16 protein-coding genes are annotated in these 22417 nt (G+C 32.8%); 4 read left to right on the forward strand and 12 right to left on the reverse strand.

Going from position 1 to position 22417, the window contains the following annotated elements:
- Positions 1 to 47: 47 nt before the first annotated feature.
- A complete protein-coding gene (locus OXU93_RS00255) occupies positions 48 to 680 on the reverse strand; it encodes a response regulator (RefSeq protein ID WP_267383840.1) in 633 nt (210 codons plus the stop codon).
- A 233-nt stretch (positions 681 to 913) separates the two neighbouring features.
- Between OXU93_RS00255 and OXU93_RS00260 the strand changes: the two genes are divergently transcribed.
- Positions 914 to 3148 carry an MASE1 domain-containing protein gene (locus tag OXU93_RS00260; RefSeq protein WP_267383841.1) on the forward strand — a complete coding sequence of 745 codons (2235 nt, stop codon included), beginning with the start codon at positions 914 to 916 and terminating at the stop codon, positions 3146 to 3148.
- Positions 3149 to 3716: 568 nt separating this feature from the next.
- On the opposite strand, the gene OXU93_RS00265 is transcribed toward OXU93_RS00260, so the two are convergent.
- The 8 genes from OXU93_RS00265 to OXU93_RS00300 all read right to left on the reverse strand — a co-directional run bounded on the left by OXU93_RS00265 (position 3717) and on the right by OXU93_RS00300 (position 13334).
- Complete coding sequence (locus tag OXU93_RS00265) at positions 3717 to 4274, reverse strand: cytochrome (RefSeq protein WP_267383842.1); 558 nt, start codon at positions 4272 to 4274, stop codon at positions 3717 to 3719.
- Positions 4275 to 4552: 278 nt separating this feature from the next.
- Positions 4553 to 5476: a bifunctional riboflavin kinase/FAD synthetase gene (locus tag OXU93_RS00270; RefSeq protein WP_267384881.1), complete on the reverse strand. Its 924-nt coding sequence runs from the start codon at positions 5474 to 5476 to the stop codon at positions 4553 to 4555.
- A gap of 746 nt (positions 5477 to 6222) precedes the next feature.
- Complete coding sequence (locus OXU93_RS00275) at positions 6223 to 7362, reverse strand: AZOBR_p60025 family cell surface glycopolymer formation protein (protein WP_267383843.1); 1140 nt, start codon at positions 7360 to 7362, stop codon at positions 6223 to 6225.
- A 1092-nt stretch (positions 7363 to 8454) separates the two neighbouring features.
- Complete coding sequence (locus tag OXU93_RS00280; protein WP_267383844.1) at positions 8455 to 8748, reverse strand: hypothetical protein; 294 nt, start codon at positions 8746 to 8748, stop codon at positions 8455 to 8457.
- A gap of 64 nt (positions 8749 to 8812) precedes the next feature.
- Entirely contained in the window at positions 8813 to 9463 is a 651-nt protein-coding gene (upp, locus tag OXU93_RS00285; protein WP_267383845.1) for a uracil phosphoribosyltransferase, read from the reverse strand.
- Between the two features lie 78 nt (positions 9464 to 9541).
- Complete coding sequence (locus OXU93_RS00290; RefSeq protein WP_267383846.1) at positions 9542 to 10705, reverse strand: tetratricopeptide repeat protein; 1164 nt, start codon at positions 10703 to 10705, stop codon at positions 9542 to 9544.
- 72 nt (positions 10706 to 10777) lie between these two features.
- The gene (gene cobM / locus OXU93_RS00295; protein ID WP_267383847.1) at positions 10778 to 11545 is read right to left on the reverse strand and encodes a precorrin-4 C(11)-methyltransferase; all 768 of its coding nucleotides are present in this window, start codon (positions 11543 to 11545) and stop codon (positions 10778 to 10780) included.
- 826 nt (positions 11546 to 12371) lie between these two features.
- On the reverse strand, positions 12372 to 13334 hold the full coding sequence (locus OXU93_RS00300; RefSeq protein ID WP_267383848.1) for a ribonuclease III domain-containing protein: 963 nt from the start codon (positions 13332 to 13334) through the stop codon (positions 12372 to 12374).
- Between the two features lie 161 nt (positions 13335 to 13495).
- On the opposite strand from OXU93_RS00300, the gene OXU93_RS00305 reads away from it, so the two are divergent.
- On the forward strand, positions 13496 to 14485 hold the full coding sequence (locus tag OXU93_RS00305; RefSeq protein WP_267383849.1) for a GntR family transcriptional regulator: 990 nt from the start codon (positions 13496 to 13498) through the stop codon (positions 14483 to 14485).
- A gap of 174 nt (positions 14486 to 14659) precedes the next feature.
- On the opposite strand, the gene OXU93_RS00310 is transcribed toward OXU93_RS00305, so the two are convergent.
- The 3 genes from OXU93_RS00310 to OXU93_RS08665 all read right to left on the reverse strand — a co-directional run bounded on the left by OXU93_RS00310 (position 14660) and on the right by OXU93_RS08665 (position 17175).
- Complete coding sequence (locus OXU93_RS00310; RefSeq protein ID WP_267383850.1) at positions 14660 to 15232, reverse strand: hypothetical protein; 573 nt, start codon at positions 15230 to 15232, stop codon at positions 14660 to 14662.
- A gap of 190 nt (positions 15233 to 15422) precedes the next feature.
- On the reverse strand, positions 15423 to 16211 hold the full coding sequence (locus tag OXU93_RS00315; RefSeq protein ID WP_267383851.1) for an ABC transporter permease: 789 nt from the start codon (positions 16209 to 16211) through the stop codon (positions 15423 to 15425).
- Between the two features lie 829 nt (positions 16212 to 17040).
- Positions 17041 to 17175: a chaperonin family protein RbcX gene (locus OXU93_RS08665; RefSeq protein ID WP_416378798.1), complete on the reverse strand. Its 135-nt coding sequence runs from the start codon at positions 17173 to 17175 to the stop codon at positions 17041 to 17043.
- 1593 nt (positions 17176 to 18768) lie between these two features.
- Between OXU93_RS08665 and OXU93_RS00325 the strand changes: the two genes are divergently transcribed.
- Positions 18769 to 20664 carry an NAD(P)H-quinone oxidoreductase subunit F gene (locus OXU93_RS00325; RefSeq protein WP_267383852.1) on the forward strand — a complete coding sequence of 632 codons (1896 nt, stop codon included), beginning with the start codon at positions 18769 to 18771 and terminating at the stop codon, positions 20662 to 20664.
- 46 nt (positions 20665 to 20710) lie between these two features.
- Positions 20711 to 22249, forward strand: a complete 1539-nt coding sequence (locus OXU93_RS00330) for an NADH-quinone oxidoreductase subunit M (RefSeq protein WP_267384883.1) — start codon at positions 20711 to 20713, stop codon at positions 22247 to 22249.
- Positions 22250 to 22417: the final 168 nt, after the last annotated feature.

Raw genomic sequence — 22417 nt, forward strand, 5'->3', positions numbered from 1 at the left:
CTTAACTTACTTTACTTTTATTCTAAAAAAGTTTTAGTAAAATAATTTTAAACTAGCCCAGAACGCAAAGCAACAACAGCAGCTTGGACTCTATCATCGACCGCTAATTTATTCATTATACCCCGTACATGGGTTTTAATTGTATTTGCACTTAGATAAAGATCTTCAGCAATTTCATTATTGCTTTTTCCTTCAACAATTAACTTTAAAACTTCTAATTCCCGCTCAGAAAGCAAAGCAATATTTTGGTTGAATTCCGGAGTAGGTGGTTTTAAATTATCTAATACCAATCGAGCAATTTGAGGATCTAGATAAGTTGCACCATCCTTAGCTGCTTCAATAGCAGCTAATAGTCGTTCTAGACTCGCTCCTTTAATGCAATAGGCATCAGCTCCACTGGATAAAGCAGCAATGACCTCAGTTTGAAGCGTATGAGAAGTAAGAATCACTACATGAATTTGCGGTGATTTTTCCTTGATTTTTTTCGTTGCAGCAATGCCATCTAGACGAGGCAGTCCAATATCCATAACCACTAAATCAGGTTGTAGCTCCAAAGCTTGTTGAACTCCAACATAACCATCATCAGCTTGCCCAATAATCTCAAAATCAGGATATTCGCTTAAAGCTTGTTCCAACCCCAACTGCATTAGAGGATCATCTTCTACAATTAAAATTTGCATGTTAGACTTATCCGATATTTATGGAAAATTCATGTAACTTGTTCTGTAAATCAAGATATAAATTATACTAAAAAAATTTAGAATATACTTTGGGGTGCTTTTTGTCTATTTTCTTGGTTTTACCGCGAGTTCACCCAGGTGGGGGAAGTAAAAAGAAGATTGGATTAGGCACTCTTTATATAACTTAGATTATAGACGGATTAAGCTGTTTTTACAAGGAAAATTAAGTCTCTATGACCTCAGCCAAGAGTGCTTTTCGCTCAAATTTAGTAAAACTTGCTTTAGTAGCGATCGCTTACTGGAGTGGAGGATGGTTATGTTTACGATGGATGGGGATAGCAGCAGAGGTTTCTCCTCTATGGCTCCCGGCAGGAATTGCCATAACTGCATTGTTAATCTATGGAGAAAAAATGTGGCTCGGCATTTTTTTAGGAGATGCTATTCTAATGGTTTTTTTTGGAGAAAATTATGGAGTAGCTCTAAGTTCTGCTCTTGGTAGCACCTTATCAGGAGTTATTGCAGTTAGATTACTGCGATGCGGACAATTTTCTTCTAAACTCTCAAAGATTCAAGATGTAACAGAATTAATTCTCCTGGGGGCGATGATTGCTCCATTGATAAATGCTTCAATTAATACCTTTGTCCAACTAGCTATTGGGGACCTTTCTTGGGGCGATTTTGGTCAACGCTGGTGGTTATTGTGGTTGGGAGATTGTAGCGGGATTTTAGTAACAGCTCCCTTATTGTTACGCATTAAATTTCATGGACACCGAATCTTACGCCGTCAGAATAAATCCCGCATTCTTGAATTATTCATTTGTATAGGACTATTGTTGGTCTTGAGTTGGTTAGTTTTTATTTGTCAAGGAAGTTCTTCAAGTGTACAAGGAGGAGGATTAACTACTGCTCAATATTTAGAGTATTTGCCTTTTCCAATGGTAGTTTGGGCTGCTCTTCGTTTTCAGACTTGGGGAGCGGTGTTAGCCAATATTTTTGTAGCTATTTTAGCAATTTCGGGAACTCTTAAGGGAATTGGTCCGTTTGTTATTCAAAGTCCTAACTTGTTCCAAGCAATATTATTGCTGCAAATTTTTATTATCATAGTCAGTGCCACAGCATTACTCTTATCAGTAGCTGTCACGGAGCGCCAACGGGCTGAAAAACAATTGCGAGATGCGGTAGAACGAGATCATCTATTAGCGGAGATCGCTCTGCGAATTCGTCAGTCTTTAGAGGTGGAACAGATTTTTAAGACAACTGTCGCTGAAATTCGCAGATTAATTCATGCTGATCGGGTATTTATTGCAACTCTACACAATGACGGACGACTCGATGTAGTTGCCGAGTCAGTGATTCCTCGTTATTCAAGTATTTTGAGAGGGAGTGTAAAGGATGATTTACTTACGGATATTCAATCTCTATTTACCAGAGGTCAAACTTTCATGGTTGCTGATATCGATTCTATTAATCTATCAGAAACTATGGAACAATATACTCAACGTTACCATATTAAAGCTGCACTAATTGTTCCCCTTCATGTAGATGGTCAACCCTTAGGTTTGTTGGTAGCCCATCAATGTTCCCAAAGACGTCACTGGCAAAAAGAAGAAGTTCGATTGTTAGAGCAATTAGCAGACCAGATGATGATTGCTATGGGTCAAGCTAAATTATATCAGAAAGTGCAAAAACTTAATAGTAATTTAGAAGAACAAGTACAGGAACATACTTATCAATTGCAAGACAAGATTCAAGAGGTGCAGAAGTTATATGACATGAAAGCAGTATTTCTACAAGCTGTTTCCCACGATTTGCGAACCTCGATTATGGGCATGTTAATGTTATTAAAAAATCTCCAAAATCGTCAAGGAGAAAATCTTAGTATTTCCCATGGTATCCTTGATAGAATGATTAAAAGTAGTAATCGTCAATTAACATTGATTAATGCCCTCTCTAAAGACCATTTTGCTGAAGAGTTTCCTTTAAATATGAATTTGCAAGCAATTTCTCTCAAGAAAGTTGTTGCTAACTTAAGTCAAGGTTGGCAATCTTATTTAAGTCAAAATAAAGCTACTCTAATATTAGAAATTTCTGATAACTTACCATTTATTTTTGCGGATTCTAATCAGTTAAGTCAAGTTTTTGGACATCTTTTAAGTAATGCTCTTAAACATAATACTCCCGGAATTAATTTAGTCTTAAAGGCAACATTTAGTAATGGAATGATCCGTTGTTGCTTAATAGATAACGGAGTAGGAATGGAGGAGAAACAGTGTGCTCAAATGTTTAGACTATACCTCCGTAGTTTACACGATAGACGTAGGACAGGAATTGGATTAGGTTCTTATCAATGTCGTCAAATTATTGAAGCTCATGGAGGTAAAATCGGTGTTGATAGTTCTCCCGGAGAAGGATGTCAGATTTGGTTCACCTTGCCTATTGCTAAAAGTCAACCTTCTGCTGTTAGTTAAGAGACTGTAAATCAACAAGATTGAATCTAATATTTGAAAGTAGCTTAAATAAAAGTAGTAGTTTTAGTAGATTAAAATTAAAATACATAAAATAAATAAACAAAATTATAGATAAGTAATATAATTATTAAATTTCAATCTTTATTTATAAATAAAGATTGATGAAATATAAACTTTTAAGATCAGGAATAATTTTTAAAAACTATCTAATTCAGAGCAATATGGTCTAACTACTAATATTTATTAAGTCTTTATGGTCCTTATCTAATTTATCCTATTCTTATAAACATCCTTAATATGTTGAAGTTTTATGTCATAGATATAAAATATATTGGCAAGGTAGATAATAGGTAAATAGCATTGTCTTTTTATTGTAGCATTAACTACTAATAATTATTGTTTGGGATAGTTGTATACTTAACTTTATATTAATTTTAACTATATCTACAATAACATCATTTTAATTTTTTTAAAAAATATTTTACTTCTTCAACGATGATTTTAGTGTACTAAATATTGCACCAAGAATTATATTTATAATACTAAATACAACTAAAAAAGTTACTATCTAGGGTGAGTTTTTCCATTCTGGAGTTAATGTCCGAAAATCAAAATTCTCTACTCCTGGGTGGCAAATAATACAATTTTTATTGCTAACAGTTTCCTGAAACTTAACTCGAGGATGAATAATCTTAAAATAACGCGACTGCTCCACATAAAAAGGAATTGGTTCATCCTTACTCGATAAACTACGAGAACAAGTTTGTAGATAATCCCAAATTAATAGTTGTCCCAGACGAATTAAATTAGGAACTGAAGTACCATAATGTTTATTAGGATTTTCTAGTAATTTCTTCCAAGTTTCACGAGGTAGAACCTCTGGAGGTAAAGCGATATGACAAGCTGCACAAGTCTTAATATAAAACTCCTGCCCTACATGGTTTCGTGTAGAAACATCATTATTAGGAGGTGCAGCAATCGCAGCAGAAACGTTTCCGGTGAATTTATTTAAAACATAAGTCATTCCCCAACCGATACTAATAGACCAAAAAGAGATTGCCAACACAATAACTACAGAGACCAAATTAAATCGAGAAAAGATAGATAACCAAGAAGTCTTAAACATTAGTTACTCTAAGCCACAATAGATTAACCATAACTGATCTTAGCAATCTCTTTACAATTATTTTTCTCTAAAAACTAATCTCGATAATTAGATAGCAGTGAGATGAATAAGTATTTATAAATTAACACTAAAGCCAAAGAAAAAGCTACTTTGCATTTTTGTACCAGAATATTTAAAGTTGGCGATTATTTCTTAATATAACAATTGTATCTGTTGTCGGAATTTATGCGAGGGGTCCTTTATATCTTTTCTAAATTTGTAGATAAATTCAATGTGTGTTAACAGAGGATTTCTCTGGCAATACGACAATCTTGAACGATTTGCTCTTTGAGTTTACCAAGAGAAACAAACTTTTGTTCAGGGCGTAAGAATTCCTCTAATTCGACCGTTAACAGTTGTTGATATAAATCTCCTGACCAATCTAAGATGTGAATTTCTACTGTAGGAGTTTCTCCTGCGACAGTAGGGCGACAACCAAAATTCATTACGCCTTTTAGTCGTTTACCTCGGTTTATTTTTACTCGAACTGCATATACACCCTGCCGAGGTAATAATTTATCTGAAGGAAGCTTAAGGTTAGCTGTTGGAAAGCCAATAGTTTTCCCCAATTGTTGCCCTCTAACCACTATTCCTATCAAAGAATAAGAATAGCCCAACATCTGTTTTACTTTTATTATCTTTCCTTCCGCAAGATATTGACGAATGAGAGAACTACTAATACGCTTTTGTAGACTTGAATAAGTTTCTAAAGGAGTAATATGAACTGGAATACCAAAAGAAGCTGCAATTTCACTTAAATCTTTAGTGTTTCCAATTCTTTTATGTCCAAAGCGAAAATCCTCTCCAACACTAATCTGTTTAGCCTGGAGATGTTTTACTAATATCTGCACTACAAATTCCTGGGGACTTAAGGCAGACAATTGTCGATCAAAGGGTAACCTAACCAATTGCTGTATTCCTAAATCTTCTAGCCGTTGTATTTTTTCAGATAGGGGAGTAAGAAGTTGCCGAGCTTGTCCAGTGAAGAATTCTTGAGGATGGGGAGTAAAGGTAACAACAGTAGAATAAGAAGAAATTATTTCAGTTGGAGGAAGACAAATGGGTTGTAGAACACTTCTGTGTCCTAAGTGGAGACCATCAAAATTACCAAGAGCGATTACAGTAGGTGTTAGGATGTTAGCAGTTGATGAAGTCACCCACACACTTGATTGAGTATACATTATTGCTAAAATTTAAGCTAGTAGCGAACACCGAGAGCACCCCTGCAAGGGATGCAATCTAGATCGCTTTCTCAATAGTTTATCCCAGTTTCACTAACTAGCTCCTACTTAAGTCATTAAGACTTAGATTCTCTTTATAAATCATTTTGAAAAAGTTAATTTCAAGAAGTGTTAAATAAAAAAATAGTAAAAAAAACTAAGCTAAATACCAGTACTCTCTTTAAGAGTACCAGGAGCATTAGAATGCTAGCAATTATCGAAATTAAACTATAACCAGAAAATTATCTCTAAAACTAAAACAAGTCCAAAAAAACTATATTTAAATATACCAAGTTTAAAAGTTAAATCAATTGCAAATTGATTTAACTTTTAGAGAACATAATAAAAATATAATTACCTATTATTAACACGTATTTTATATTTCAAAATACTTGATTGATATTAAAGAGTATTTAAATACTAATAGCTTAGTAAGCATCCAGTAATTACACTAAATATTTTAAAAAATATAGAATCTAAATTACGAAAGTCTAATTTTAAGGAAAATAGCTTATTAAACTCGGCAACAAATAAATGTATACCTTAAATTCAATTAAAACTATAAGTAATAACAAATCTATATTTAGATCTATATAAAATATTTGAGAAGTATTGTTATTTGCACAAAACAGTTAATAAAAAAATTATGTAAAAATTTCATAGTCAATTTATAAAAATAAAAATCAACGTTAAGAATGCAAAAATAAAAAAGAAAAACTTCCTACTCCCAAAGCAAAGAATAAAATTAATGTAATAGGATGTTTTTTAATATTGATGGTTAATAATAATAATAAGTAGACGTCTATAAAAACCCGTGAATAATCTAAATAATAATTTAGTATAGTCATGCTACTCATTGCAAACATCATACTATATAGCATAGTACTTAGTCGAATTAACTGGTTATCTTTGTGATTACGTGCATTAATTACAAATATAGTCACAAAAACAATAATAATTAAAATAAATGAATAGGCTTCAAATAAATTTTCTCCTTGAAATCCTTTCATTAACAGAGACATTAATTTGTTGTAAATACCTATAAAAGGATAACCAAAATTGGCTTTTACTCTAACTTTACCTGGCAAGTTCAAAAAACCGATATAAATTGTCCATAAAAATGGAGGAAGCCAGGCCCATAGCAATGGTTTGATTTGTTCTTTTTTGTTTTGAAATATACTTGTCAACAAAATAGCTAACCAAATCAATAGTAAAGTTTCTCTTGTTAGACATGCCAAAGAAATAGTACACGCTGTCCAAATCGGCTTATTGTAACGATAACAATAAAATGAAGCGATTAGTAAAAAACTACTGAGTAAATCAGCAGTACCTAAAGAAATAACCATCCAAATACCAGGAATACATAACGTTAATAAAGGTTGCCATTTTTGCTCTTGATTTAATCTAAAATATAAGCTAGTTATATAGACAATACCTATAATTGATAGATAATTAATGACAATCATTATGTAAGGGACTAAAGTCCGATTGCCAAAGCTGAAGAGATAACTAATCAGAGGATATAAAATTCGGCGATAGCGATAAATTGGGTGATCGAGAGTGGCAATAGTTTTCGAATTTTGCAGCAACGGGTCAAGGGCTAAGCTGAGAAATTGTTGTCCATCGTATCCAATTTCTCCTTGATAAATTTTAGTAGCTTCCGAGTCAAGAAAAGGAGACAGCTCTAAGATTGAACCAATACGAAAAAATCCTGTAATATTTCCTTGAAATTTAACAAGATACAAATAAATAATTACTGTATTTAAAATTATAATAGTAATTATTAAATTGATAATTTTAGGAGATAATTTATTTGAAAAGCATTTCATGGAGAATAAAGTTAAGTGTATTGAATTAAAATTAGACCATCAATTGAGTAAGACTTATAAAAGAATAAAGTCTTAATATTCTATGATTATTTTATCTACATTTATAAATAATACGACATCCATTATACGATTTTTACTTAGTTAATACAAAAATTTTTCTTCTCTATGAAAATGGAACATCTTCATAGAGAAGAAAAAAGCTTAATTTAAATAAACTGAAATACTTTTTGATCTGGTATTTTAGATACTAAACTCTAAACTATTTATTTACTTAACTGAGATAATTAAGATTATTAATATTGAGTTTTAATCAGAAAATATTCTTATAAAGTTCCTATGATTAGGTGATTAATATATTTATTTTAGTAACTAAAATCACTTCAATTATTTAACTATTTAAAAAATATTTAAGTTTATATAGAATATAGATATTTTTACAATTATTTGTCCTATGAATTAGCTATGAATACATTGAACTTTAATGTTATGTGTGCAATATATTTTTTGTGTATCTTTTTTATGTTAAAAAGTATTTTTTACTAAAAATATAATTTTAATTTGCCATTTAACTCAGGAAACAAAAGTATTTTCAAACAATAATAAGCCAATTTTAGGTATTCTATATTAATTTAATTAATATTTTTTGTCTAATTCACTTGTATTACACAATTGATTAGTTTTATTTATAAAGCTTACTTAAGCAGTATATTAACAGTCTCAATTAAATTTAAAATTCTTTTAATATATAATGCAAGTTAAATAACTGGATCTAATATCCAAATGGATACTGATATACTAAAAATCATTATTAAATGCAAAAGTATGGAACATAGATAAAACATGAGATATGGGTTTTCCTAAAACTACTTTAGATTTCAAAAGAATTAAATATTACGGGTAAAGGATATCTAGACTAAAAATCTTAGTACTACTTATATATTTCACTGGGGTAATTTTTTTAGACTGTTAATTAAAGTTCAATATTTGAGTAACTGATAGGAAATTATCATAAAATTAAATGGGAATAAATTTTGAAGAAAATACAGGTTGTTAAGCCTGAGCTCAAGAAGATATAAATTTGACTGAGAATCATTAGCCCTCTTCAAGAGACGTTTCTGATTCAATGGCTTGTTGTTCAACTTGTCCAAATTGCTCTCTTACATCATCAATAACTAAATTAAGTTGAGCTATCTTATTTTCTAGGCGACGACGTGCCATTTCAATATTTGCTTCAGTATCCAATTTATTATCCTTGGCCGATTTAAGTAAAGAGGATCTATCTTCTTGAGAATTATTATCAAGGCGAGATCCCACTAGCGCCCCGATAATACCACCAACAATTATTCCCGTTAAAAATCCACCAGTAAATCCATCTCGTTGACTCATAATATATAACCTTTATAATGTTCAAGCTCTGAAAAGATTGGGTTAAATAAACTCTTCATCATTCTTAAGTGCCAAAAGCACGATTGCCTGCATCTCCTAACCCGGGAACAATATATCCTTTGTCATTAATTCCCTCATCAATAATAGCGGCATAAACATTCAAACTAGGATATTGTTTACTTAGTTTTTGCAACGCAGGTGGAGCTGCCACTACAGAGATAATTCGTATTAGCTCTGGATTCGCCCCCCGTTTAGTTATTTCCTCTATTGCAAGAGTGATTGATTGCCCAGTAGCCAACATTGGTTCTAGAACAATAATTCTAGTCTCGGGGTGGAATTGTTGAGGTAATTTATTGAGATAACAACTGATGCCTAGGATTTCTTCGTTGTAAGTTAACCCTAAATGATAGGTTGAAGCTAGGGGCAGAATGGTCTGTGCTCCATCTAACAAAGCCAATCCTGCCCGTAAAATGGGAACAACAGCCATGGGAACTTGAGGGTTAATAAAAGTGGCTTGAGAGTCAGTAATGGGAGTTCTTATTGTAGTTTCTAGGGTGGGCAACCAATGGCGAGTCGCTTCGTAAGTCAACCAACGTCCTAGCTCTGCCATTGCTGTTTTAAACAGAATATTCGGAGTATTAGCATCACGAGCAACCCCTAACCAATGTTTAATCAACGGATGATCGGGAACATAAATACGTAGTTGGAAAGTCATGTGAGGTAAATTAAACTGTTGAAAGGTTCAACCTAAGTCATCATAACCTGTTCTGACAAACATTTTAAGTCTTAAGTATCAACTCCTCTCGGATAACTCATTAAGTCGAGATTGAGCAAGCCTGAAACCAGGTTCAATTTCTAAGGCTTTACGATAACTAATGACAGCCTCTTCTATTTTACCTAATTTGCTCAGAGCGCTGCCGCGATTATACCAACCTTGATAGTAATTTGGTTGCAGTCTTAACCCCTTATCCCAGCAAGTGATTGCCTCTTCCCATTGTTCTAGCTTGTATAGGACATCTCCTTTAGAGTTCCAAGCTTCAAGATTGTCGACATCGAGAAAAATTGCCCGATCAAAACTATCGATCGCTTCATGTAGCCGTCCTAAATCACTCAGAGCGCTACCGCGATTATGCCATCCTTGGAAGAGAGAAGGATTAATTTCTAAAGCTTTATCCCAACTAATGATAGCCCCTTCTAAATCTCCTTGATTAGCTTGTTTTAATCCTTGATTTAACCATTCTTGTTCTGTTTGAGGGTATTTCCCTTGTTTCAGTTTAATAGCTTCACTTTGAACCGAATTGAGTAAATAATCAACTATTTGTTCAGGCTCACCCGATTTTATCTTTGCTTGAGGGACAATTTCCCGAGCTAAGGTCGCGTCTTGCTGTAAACGTTCACGCAGTTCTTCTATTTCTATAGTTAAGGTTTGAGTAACTTCGTTAGGAGAGTCCGTTTGAAAATGAGTACTGTTATTTTGGACACTATCTTTTAAGACGATTTGCTCATCAATATCAGGACCCTCGTATTCCCAAATTCCACTTTTTGCTTCTTGATTATAAATTCTTTTGCCAATCTCATAAGATTTTTTACCAATTATTTCAGTTTCCCGAAAAGATTGTCCTAATTCTCCTAAACGCATCATTCTGGCAGCTAATTGTAGATTAGGAGCTGAGGATGCTATCGCTTTGTCCCCGAAGCGTTCTAACCAAGCTACCCAAAGTTTTGATTTCCCTCGTATTCCTAAATCTTCAAAATATTTGAGAACTCGCCCTTCGTGCCAGCCGTGGGCAATACCTTCGAGCAACTGGTTAAACAAAAACTCGTAATCCGTATCTGTCAGAGGACGATTTGACTCTTGCGAGTTGCCCCCAATACTGGTGTTGGATGATCGTTTTCCAAAAAGCTTCTCAAAAAATTCTTGAATCCACTGCCAGATGCGTTTGAGTAAACCCTGCATAATAATCTTTTTTATCGACGATTATAAATATTTTTATTGCACCCTTCATTCTAATACTATTCCCCTCTAGATTTACGGACGAAATAAGTGTGAATATTGAGGATGGTACAGACGAGATCGACTTGAAAAGCCAGATTTTAATGCTGGACTAATCAGATAAAGGGTTGTTCTAATTAACTTTTCTTCTCGCGTAACTTGTGCCATTTTTTCTAGAGGAATCAACCAAATTTTTTCATTTGGCCACCCAATACGAAAACACACTGCTGTAGGTGTGTTAGGCGGATAATGGTCTAGTAATTTTTCCTGGGCTGTTTCGACGTGACGAGCAGCTAAGTATAAACATAAACTAGCTTGATGAGTGGCTAAACTAGCTAATTCTTCAGCTTCTGGAACTGATGAGGCACAACCACTAATACGAGTTAAGATGATGGTCTGTACTAAATCAGGAATAGTCAATTCTGCTCCTAACTTAGCGGCTGCTGCTTGAAAGGCACTAATTCCAGGAATTAATTCAAAGGGAATATTCTTCTCTGCTAAAATACGCATTTGCTCGTGAATAGCACTATAAATACTTAAATCCCCAGAATGCAGACGAACAATAATATATTTACTCTCTAATTGTTCTTGAATTAAAATCATAATTTCTTCTAGAGTTTTGTCGCCTGTAGGGATTAATTGAGTATCAGGGCGAATATCTTGTAGGATTTCCACGGGAATTAGAGAGTCTGCGTAGAAAATAACATCAGCTTGGGTAATAATTTTATGTGCTTTTATGGTTAACAAGTCTGGATCACCCGGCCCAGCACCAATGAAATAAACAGCAGGTTTGAAAATAGTCATTACAAATAAATTAATAGCGAATATTGGTTAATGAAGTCGAAATCTTAAGTTTAAGACATTATTGAATATTCAAGAAAAAGATTAGATCATTTAGAATAAAATCCATAATTATTAGTAGTGATATTTTTACAATAAACGAAAACACAATACCCCATTTTTTATTATTTCAATATTAGGTTTTCAAAAATGGTAGTAGTAATTCAGACAATAAAGTTGAAATTCGATAAAACTTAATTGCATTTATACCCAAACAATTACATTATATTATAATATCTCTATCTGCGAAAGATGATAATTTAATTTATTAAATATTCTTTGTGAGAATAAAATGTATCTGATTTTTTAGAGATAAATAATTGCTGTTTATTAAGTAAAGTTACTGTCTCTCTATCTACAATTTTTGTATTTCTATTAATACGCTGATAATAACTAAAATTTTAACTAACAATAATTAGAGTTGCCTTATGTATGAGTAAAAAATAGTAACTTTATATTTTATTTGTCCTCTAATTTGGATGTTGATTATTTTGAGTTTATCTATTTTGACACTAAATTTAAACTATTTTTTAAAAATTTCACTGTTTAATCGTAAACTCTTATCTTTTTAAGACTACTAACAATACACATCTAGGCTGACAAATTTTATCTAAAATAAAAAATAAAAAGATTACAGATTAATACACATTTCACTTAAAGCATCAAAAATATGCTTAATGAAAAGTAATAAAAACTTTCATGGTGAAGTATTATAAGCATTTGTTTGAGAGATAATTTTAGTGTCTAAAGTATTTTCTATTCAAAAATATTGTCTGTCTTTATTGGTTTATCAATGTTTTGAAGATTCCATTAGTTTATGAAAACGTTCACGTCCTTTATCATAATCTTTACTTTCATATCCCATTATTTTACGAATAATCCATTTTTGAGGAATACAATCTTTGGTAAGTAATGTTATTAATTCACGCCAAATTTTATCTTCACTGATACATTTATTAGCCCACCAACTTCCTATTTCTCGAAAGCTTATTTTACTATTTTGCTTATCAAAGTAAAAATAGATAGCTACTAATAGACTAGTAAATGATTTTTTAGATATTTTTTCATTTTCAGTATCAATAATTTTCCAGTCTTCTGGAGTAAATCTATCAATGTATTTCTTTTGTTGTTCTTTAACTACCATCCCTTTGGTAATTTTATTTAATTTAGTGGGATTAACATAGGGAAAAAGTCGATATAAATAATCAGCGATTATTGCCTTAAACAGAGCATCTCCAAAAAATTGTAGTTGTCTTTCAGGGTCTACTCTGTCTTTGATTGTTTTTAAGTGATGGGCTAATAATGGAGCTATTAACTGTTTTTCAACCCACTTAGAAGACTGAAGGAAACCACGATCAAGATATATGGCTCCTACTAATGCTTTGAAAGCTTTTTCAAAAGGATTATTTCGTTTGACACGGAGGCGATGTCGTTCATCTTTTACGGATAAAAGGGGAAAACTTTCTCCTAACCCTAATCTAAACCAAAGGTTAGTTAATCTTTCTCCTTCCTCTAATTTATTACGTAGGGTAATTAATTTGCTTACTGCTAGATAGGGGCAGTTATTATAAAGATATTTTGTAATAATCAATCCTAAAATCTTTTCCCCTAAGTATTCTAGTCGTTCATTATCATTTTCAGATTGGTTAATATTTTGAGCATAAGACGGATGAATCAGAGACTCAAAAAGAAGATCTTTATTTCTGAAGTGAATACCAATTCTATCTTGTAGGGAAGCAGATTGCCAATCCATTTTTATATATCATCCAAACTTATTTTCTTTTTTAAAATTCTAATACATTTATTGTATCGGTTTTTCTATTTTATCAAGTATATTTTTGCGGAACTATTCATGTTAGAATAACGTCTTCTAAGTCCATATGTCTTATTGACTCTTTCCTCGACTCAGTTGGCATGCTTCAATTTCAAATACAGTCTGATAGTGATATCCCATCTTCTAAACAATTATTTGACCAGATTCGCTTTTCTATTGCTTCTCGTCAATACCCTCCTGGTCATCGCTTGCCCAGTACACGACAATTAGCTACTATCACAGGACTTCATCGCAACACGATTAGCAAAGTCTATCAACAATTAGAGGAAGCTGGCTTAGTGGAATCCATTGCTGGATCAGGGATTTACGTTAAAACTCAAGGGAATGAGAGGGAAACACTCTCTGGTTCTCCTCTATTTGTTCAATATCCTGAAGCTAGTCAGTTAGTCCAAAAAAGTCTTGACGAGTTGTTGTGGCAAGGGCTAACAATTTCTCAAGTCAAGGAGTTGTTTTTAGCAGCTCTTGACTGGCGCTTGCTTTGTAGTGCGCAGGTATTAGTCACAGTTCCTACTAAGGATTTAGGGGCAGGAGAGTTGATATTACAAGAACTAGAAAAAGCTTTAGCGATTCCTGTGCAGTTAGTGCCTCTCGAAGAATTGGCTAAGGTTCTAGCGAAGACTAAATCAGGAACCGTAGTTACAAGCCGCTATTTTTTTACTGAAGCTGAATCTATTGCATCTCCACTATCCATTAGAGTTATTCCTTTAAATATTTATGATTATAGTCAGGAACTAGCTATTATTAAAGACTTACCTTTAGATACCTGTTTAGGTATTGTGAGTATAAGTTCAGGAATATTAACTGTGGCAGAAATTCTTATTCATAGCTTGCGAGGAGATGATTTACTATTAATTTCAGCTCAGGCAAGTGATAACGTTAAGCTTAGAAGATTAGTTCGTTCAGCCCAAACAATTATCAGTGATCCTGCTAGTTATCCTCTTGTTAAACAAGCTATTCGAGCTATCAGAGATGACATTATTCGTCCTCCCCATGTAATTTGTTCTGAAAATTATATTGGAGATAAGTCAATTCAATTACTTAAACTAGAATTAGGATTGGGGGAAGAATGATAAATAATTATTAAATATATGACACTCGTTAATTGAATATATATCTATCGGTAGTTACTAAGCTAAACCTTCAATAGGCTTATGAACATCGTAATATCTTTTATAAAACAAATATTATTACTAAATTATTAATATCTACTAGAAAAAGTCTTGAAAATTCTATTAGTTTTTAGTTTAGTAAAGACAATTTACCCATAGCGGAAGACTTCCTTTTGTGATCGCTTTAGCACAAGCTGAATACCTATTGACAATTGAATAAGACTTACTTTCACTAGCATCAATCCAGGTTTGAATCTTTTCAAAGTTTATTTGTCGATAATCTTCAATTAGCATAAGTTTAATAAAAGCGTGATTTAGCAGCTTCAAACTGTTTAACTCTGACCAACCTATTATTAGTAAATAATCATGGCAATAAGTATCCATTATTTGATAAACTACAATTCCTTGATTTTTTTGAAGAGAGTTCTTTCTGATATCGAAGGTAACTAATTCTCCTGGATTAATATCCTGTGGTATTTGATAAACTCCTGCCTGTCCATTCCAATATTTACTATCTTTTAAAGATAGTTTTACAGAACTACTATTTTCAATAATAATTGTTATTATGTTATGATTAAATTTCTTAGTATTTTTAGTATAACTTAAACTTTTTTTTCTCTCTGTAAAGCAAGATAATTTAGAAAAAATTAATGAAAGAGATAAATTTTTAATTTTAGGAAAACGTATGACCTTGTTTTTATTCCACATTTGTCTTAGATCCTTAATATTATTTCCACTTCGAGAATATTAAAATTTGAAGTAGATATTCAGTATCTTAGAATATAGGAAAATATCTTATCTACTGGTGATTAAATTTCAATGGTTAGAGTTAATTTAGAGAAACAAATCCAGAACTAGTAGATGGTGCGAAACGGGGGTAGACTAACAACTTATTCAATCAGACTCCCATTCCAGAATATTGTTTAATTCCCCGCCGCCATAGCCAACGATTAACAATAAAAAAAATAAAACACCATCCTATCATAATCAATAAACCATAAATAATATTTACAGGTAATGCTATTAATAAGGCTGTTGGAAAATAAGCAGTATAGGGAATAGGCGTCCACATAACTATCTCACGAACTCCATCAGGAAAAACATCTAGGGGAGCTGTCATGCCTGACAGGAAAATATAAGCTAGACTCCAGAATTGTTGGATGGCACTGGCTCTTTCTGTCCAGAAAGCAAACATAGCGAAAGTATATTGAATTAAAAAATTTAGGGCAAATGCAATAACCGTGACTAAACAGGCTAACAGAAGATGAAATAAATCAGGTATCCAAAAAGCTTTAGGATACAACAGAAAAAATAAAATAGTACAAAATATGAATAAAGGTAATCTGGTTATTTTTTCTGTAATGTGTCTTGCTACATGATGCCAGCCTGGATCAAGAGGATATAATAATTTAAAAGATAGTCTGCCCTCTAAAATTTCCTTTTCAAAATCCCAAATCACCCAAACATTAGTAAATTGTCTCACCTGAAAAATACAAAAAAAATAACGAGCAAATTCAACTGTACTTAGTTCAAACTCACTTTGAGTAGCCGCTTCTATCCAAGCTCCCATTAATATAATAGGTAATGCCCCTGATAAAACCCAAAGAAATATCTCGGCGCGATACTCTATCATATAAGCATAGTAAACTGATAGAAAAGTAAAGGTTTTTTTTATTATCCAGTGCATTTATTTAGCCTCACTCAAGGTTAAGTAAACATATATTTTTAATATCAATTTATGTAACATAATACACTTTTTAAGTATTTTAAGCTTGTTTAGTTATTAATATTACTTAATGCCAAGCTATTTTTGATAGGCACTCTTCTTTTATAAATGCCAATAACTCAGAATCCATTTAATATTTCAGTAGATAGCTTCTGAGATACTAGTCTAAAAGATATCTCACATTAATTTCAAAAATTAATATTCGTGAGTGTCAGATTATGGACTTTATTGTTCATAACCTGATATTGTTTCATATAGTCAAAACTAAAAACACAAATAAAGGAACTAGGATATACAGAGTAATATTTACGTAATTCTGCTAATATTTCCGTGAAAAAATAGACATTGAACAGAGATAATTTCTACTTTGTCTAGAAATAGATTATGGAATCAGGATTTTCTTCAAATTCAATCTCAGGAGTAGACTCTTGGTGTAGAATATCCTCAGTTTGCTTGACAATTTGTTGATAAGTTAGTTAATCAGTTAATAGAAGTAAGTAAGAAAGAGTCTTGTAACAAGGCTCTCTAGATGAGTTTTTATAGTTTATCTATTTACTTTGTTCAATTAACTAGTTGAAGGATTATTCAGGTTGTCTATCTCAGATTCATAAATTTATATTCTATTATTAGAATTATAAATATCATCTCTGCTTGGAACAGTTTTGTTAACGTTAGTGTTAGTGTTAATAACCAACTATGATGTTTGATATTTGTTTAGCTAATTTTAGCTATTATCGTTCTTGGTAGAGTCACAGTAGCGCCTCTATCAGATGCCATAATGCTGCAACTATTATACTAATTCCTTATTTCTAGCTATTAACTTTTCCAAATATACTTCTCTCCTTTGAATATTATGGGATGACTTATATTTAGTGAGCCGAATTGTCTGAGTTTGATTAGTTTTCGATAACTCATTGATAATGATACTAACTGTTTAGTAAATAAGATAATTTTATAAAACTTAAACTGTTTCCTCGTTAACTTATTTATATTTCATAGATAACTCCTGATCTTAATTGAAGACATAATTATAAGTTATAAATACTTTTTATTTATTCAAACGTGGAGACCAGATACTATCAGAGGAGAAACAACAGCTATGATTCCAGGTATAGATGCATAGTCTTGGTTGGAGAGTATTCCTCGAGTGTGCTATTCTCCAATATGATCTTCACTTCTCCAGTTAACAAACCCTATGGGGAAGAGAATGTCATAGTTTTTTGACGTTCATATATTTTTCTTGACGGTAGAAGTGCCAATTTTTTTAGTAAAGTTTGCTCGTTTAAGTATTTTTTCCCGATTGCCAGCAGTAACATTGAGATAGTGACTTTTAATCTCATTGGTTTTCACTTGTTCTTTTATGATTGTGTCTTAGACGAAAAGGCAGCGATCAAGTCGACACATAAAGGATTGATAGTTAATATTTTTGTTATCTTTGTTAAAATCTAAGCGGTTACGTAAATACTCGTAAACACTACGTGCTTTTTAGCAGACAGACCAAGTTTGAGCTACCTACTGCTGTTGTGATAAAACCAAGATCGTTACTCAACACATTCGTGTCTAAGACACAGTATTTTGTGTGGAAATATATCCATTTGCTGGGGATATATTCCCCTAAATAAGCCTCTGAAACTACGACTTCAGATTCTACTCTTAATGGGAGCGCAACTCTGCCCCAATAATTGGCACGAAAACGATGTTTGCTAGTATTTTATGTACAAATTAGTTGTATTTAATCATAAATAAGCGTATTTAATTGATTATTCTGACTTTAAAGTTTGCACTAAAACTTATCCTACTAATTAGTCTCTAATTACGACGCTTTGTTGCTTTTGAAACAGCAAATTGAATTTGCAAGGTTTTCAGCTAATAGTTTTTGGTGTTCCTTGTTTGGGCATTGGGCCCAATCTTGACTAAACGCATATATTTCACATTATGCTCAGACATATTAACACGAGAATAAAAAAATAACTGATTCTATCAGCTTCCTATCAGTTAAAATCCACTCTTTTTTACCTATTATATTGTTAATTCAAGGACGCCAGTAAAAGAAATATGGCAAAAGCAGTAAATGTATAAACCATAAAAAATAGGCAATTGGTAACCATTCTATAAAGGAGAATAGTATTTTGTTTTCTGATTTATTAGTTAACAAAGATTGATAAATAAAACTAATAATAAGTTTCAGTGATAAATAACAATTAGTGCACTATATATATTTTTTAATTAAGTTTGATGACAATTGAGACATTATATTGATTACTTAGATTTATTTATTATCATTATTATATATAGCTAATTATACTTATTAAGTGTTTAAATAAATTAAATAACTATAGGTTAAATAATACTTAAAAAATCTTTGATATTTTTTTATTAATATATCCAAATTAATTGGAATATATTTTGTTCTATTTACTCTTCAAATTCATAACTTACTGGTCATAATAAAGTAGAAACTAGAAATAAAAACTGATATGCTCTATAAGAGTAAAGACACCTGAATAATCTACTTCAGATGAGCAGTTTTATTATACACAGTAGTTGGTTAATCCCGATTTACAGTCTAATCGGTTCTGTGTTGACTCTACCCTGGTCTTCGGGGATTATTCGTCACACAGGACCTAGGCCAGCCGCCTACTTAAATCTGTTAATGATAACATTGGCATTTATCCATAGTTCATTTGCTTTTTCTATTATTTGGCAACACGAGTCTGAACAGTTAATGTTTCAATGGCTTCAGGTAGCTGGTTTAGATTTCTCCTTAACTATAGAATTATCTCCAATTAGTCTAGGGGCGTTAGGATTAGTCAATGGGATTAGTCTACTTGCTCAATTTTATGCTTTAGGTTATCTGGAAAGAGATTGGTCTTTGGCTAGATTTTTTGGATTAATGGGGATATTTGAAGCCGCTTTAGGTGGAATTGCTCTTAGTGATTCTTTGTTGCTTAGTTATGGTCTTTTGGAAATTCTCACTTTGTCTACTTACCTTTTGGTAGGATTTTGGTACGCTCAACCGTTGGTGGCAACTGCGGCCAGAGATGCGTTTTTAACCAAACGTGTTGGGGATATCATTTTATTGATGGGATTAGTTACTCTTTCTAGTTATGGAGAAGGATTGACATTTTCTGAACTTACAAACTGGGCAAATAGCTCTAATCTAACTCCTTTGACTGCAACATTATTGGGAATATCATTGATTGCTGGACCCACAGGCAAATGTGCCCAGTTTCCACTAAATTTATGGCTTGATGAAGCAATGGAAGGACCAACTCCTGCAGGGATTATGCGAAATTCAATAGTAGTTTCTGCTGGAGCATATGTGTTAGTTAAATTACAGCCCGTGTTTACCCTTTCTCCTGTATCTTCTGAAATACTAATTATCTTGGGGTCAATAACAGCAGTGGGAACCTCGTTAATGGCATTGGCACAAATTGATATTAAACGAACTCTATCCCATTCTACTAGTGCCTATTTAGGTTTAGTCTTTATTGCAGTTGGGTTGGGTCAAGTCGATATTGCTTTATTACTAGTTTTTACACATGCGATCACCAAAGCCTTGTTATTTATGAGCGCCGGTGCGGTTATTCTAACAACTTATAATCAAAATATAATGGAGATGGGAGGAATTTGGTCAAGAATGCCCGCTACTACCACTAGTTTTATTACAGGTGCTGCAGGATTGGTTGCATTGTTACCTTTAGGGATGTTTTGGACATTCCAACGCTGGTTTAACGGAGATTGGAACATACCTATATGGTTATGTGCGATTGTCTTGTTTGTAAATTTATTGTGTGCTTGGAATTTAACCCGTGTCTTCCGTTTAGTGTTTCTGGGCAGTTCTCAATCTAAAGCCCGTCGAACTCCCGAAGTTTCTTGGTCGATAGCTCTTCCAATGATAACGTTAACTCTAACAACTCTAATTGCTTCAATTGTTCCAATTCGCTGGCCATTTTGGCTATCGACTATATCACCTTTAACTGATAAAGGGATCACAGTTGTTCAATGGGCAATACCTCTTTCAGTTGGATCAGGAATTGTTGGTTGTTTCCTTGGGATTATTAGTCCCCTACGACGATCTTGGACTAGGCCGACCCAATTCTATCTACGATTTTTCCAAGATTTATTTGCTTATGATTTTTACCTAAACCGTTTTTATGAAGTAACGGTGGTAACGACATTAGAAAGAATATCTTGTTTAATTATTTGGTTTGATCGATATGTAGTAGATGGAGTCGTTAATTTAGTGAGTTTAGCTACTATTTTTAGTGGCAATATTTTAAAGTATAATGTGTCTGGACAATCACAATTTTACATCTTGACTATTTTAGTTGGAGTGAGTTGTTTGATGTGGCTTGTTCTTGGCGAGAAGTGGGGAATAATAGTCAATTATTGGTCGTCTTTAATCTCTTGAATTCAGTTCAAACTTTTAGTAACAGTAAGGAGTTGATACATTAATGATACTCAGTGCCTTGATTTGGATTCCATTGGTAGGGGCTATCCTAATCGCTTTGTATCCAGGAAAATTGAATTCAATCCACTGTCGCTTATTGGCTATAGTAATTGCAAGTATACCTTTCATTATCAATATTGTTCTCGGCTTTAATTTCGACCCTACTAATCCAAATATCCAGTTTACTGAATATGTACCTTGGATTAAGAAGATTGGATTGAATTATCATTTAGGGGTTGATGGACTTTCATATCCTCTAATTTTTCTCAACAGTTTATTGACCTTAATTTCTATCTATGCTAGTAGTCAAACTATTAAGCGATCTCGGTTTTATTATATCTTGATTCTAATACTCAATAGTGGGGTAATGGGGGCACTCATTGCCCAGGATGTTTTACTTTTTTTTCTCTTCTTTGAGTTAGAAATTATCCCACTATATTTCCTCATCGGAATTTGGGGAGGAGCAAAGCGAGGTTATGCCTCAATGAAATTTCTTTTATACACAACAGTTTCAGGAATTTTGATTTTAACCTCTTTCTTGGGATTAGTATGGCTCTCAAAGTCATATAACTTTGATTATGAGGCATTACGCACCCATACGTTACCTTTATCAACTCAATTGATTTTACTAACTCCACTTGTCATTGGGTTAGGAATTAAAATACCCATTTTTCCTTTCCATACCTGGTTACCTGATGCTCACGTGCAAGCCTCGACTCCTATTTCCGTTTTGTTGGCAGGAATATTATTGAAATTGGGGACCTACGGATTATTACGTTTTGGAATAGGATTATTTGTGGATGCTTGGGTATTTATAGCTCCTTGGTTAGCTACATTAGCCGCTATTAGTGTTTTGTATGGGGCATCATGTGCAATCCTTCAAAAAGACATGAAAAGAGTGATCGCCTATTCTTCCATTGCTCATATGGGCTATATTTTATTAGCTGCGGCAGCTGCAACTCGTTTAAGTATTACTGCTGCGACCTTTCAGATGGTCAGTCACGGGTTAATTTCTTCTCTATTGTTTCTATTAGTTGGGGTTGTTTATAAGAAGACCGGAAGCCGTGATGTGGACTTTTTACAAGGGTTGCTCAACCCTCAACGGGGTTTACCAATTACGGGAAGTTTAATGGTTTTAGCTGTAATGGCGAGCATGGGAATCCCAGGTATGGCTGGTTTCATTGCAGAGTTTTTGGTATTTCGCGGAAGCTTTTCTATTTTTCCGATTCAAACTCTATTATGTTTGATTGGAAGTGGTTTAACAGCAGTTTATTTTTCATTAATGGTTAACCGTGTCTTTTTTGGCAGACTAACTTCTGAACTAGCTCAATTACCCCGTGTTTTATGGACAGAGAGAATTCCTGCTTTTATCCTCTCTTTTTGTATTCTAGTTTTAGGACTTCAGCCTTCTTGGATGATTCGTTGGAATGAAACTCAAGCAGGTTTTTTATTAAAAGGAAAACCAGATATCGCTGTTGTAATGCAACAATGGCAAATGGAAAGACAATGGAAGAAAAAAATTGAGACATTTAGAGTAATTGATTAATTTTATTGGTCTTCAATATACCGATCGTAACAAATTAGTAACTGAAAACTTCCAAGACTGTTATTTTGACTTTTTTCTCAAATTATTAGTATATATCTATAAAAAAACATAAATAATTTTATACTTCATTTTTAGGTAAATTACTTTTTTAATTGGTATTGTTTTTAC

It is taken from the genome of Cyanobacterium sp. uoEpiScrs1 (assembly GCF_947331815.1).
GTDB lineage: Bacteria > Cyanobacteriota > Cyanobacteriia > Cyanobacteriales > Microcystaceae > Rippkaea.

Excerpts from the sequence above, each read along its gene's own strand:
- OXU93_RS00300 (WP_267383848.1), bottom strand. The coding sequence starts at position 13,334 with ATGGATTGGCAATCTGCTTCCCTACAAGATAGAATTGGTATTCACTTC.
- cobM (WP_267383847.1), bottom strand. The coding sequence starts at position 11,545 with ATGACTATTTTCAAACCTGCTGTTTATTTCATTGGTGCTGGGCCGGGT.
- OXU93_RS00325 (WP_267383852.1), top strand. The coding sequence starts at position 18,769 with ATGAGCAGTTTTATTATACACAGTAGTTGGTTAATCCCGATTTACAGT.
- OXU93_RS00280 (WP_267383844.1), bottom strand. The coding sequence starts at position 8,748 with ATGAGTCAACGAGATGGATTTACTGGTGGATTTTTAACGGGAATAATT.
- OXU93_RS00290 (WP_267383846.1), bottom strand. The coding sequence starts at position 10,705 with ATGCAGGGTTTACTCAAACGCATCTGGCAGTGGATTCAAGAATTTTTT.
- OXU93_RS00275 (WP_267383843.1), bottom strand. The coding sequence starts at position 7,362 with ATGAAATGCTTTTCAAATAAATTATCTCCTAAAATTATCAATTTAATA.
- upp (WP_267383845.1), bottom strand. The coding sequence starts at position 9,463 with ATGACTTTCCAACTACGTATTTATGTTCCCGATCATCCGTTGATTAAA.
- OXU93_RS00315 (WP_267383851.1), bottom strand. The coding sequence starts at position 16,211 with ATGCACTGGATAATAAAAAAAACCTTTACTTTTCTATCAGTTTACTAT.
- OXU93_RS00255 (WP_267383840.1), bottom strand. The coding sequence starts at position 680 with ATGCAAATTTTAATTGTAGAAGATGATCCTCTAATGCAGTTGGGGTTG.
- OXU93_RS00260 (WP_267383841.1), top strand. The coding sequence starts at position 914 with ATGACCTCAGCCAAGAGTGCTTTTCGCTCAAATTTAGTAAAACTTGCT.
- OXU93_RS00265 (WP_267383842.1), bottom strand. The coding sequence starts at position 4,274 with ATGTTTAAGACTTCTTGGTTATCTATCTTTTCTCGATTTAATTTGGTC.
- OXU93_RS00305 (WP_267383849.1), top strand. The coding sequence starts at position 13,496 with ATGCTTCAATTTCAAATACAGTCTGATAGTGATATCCCATCTTCTAAA.
- OXU93_RS00310 (WP_267383850.1), bottom strand. The coding sequence starts at position 15,232 with ATGTGGAATAAAAACAAGGTCATACGTTTTCCTAAAATTAAAAATTTA.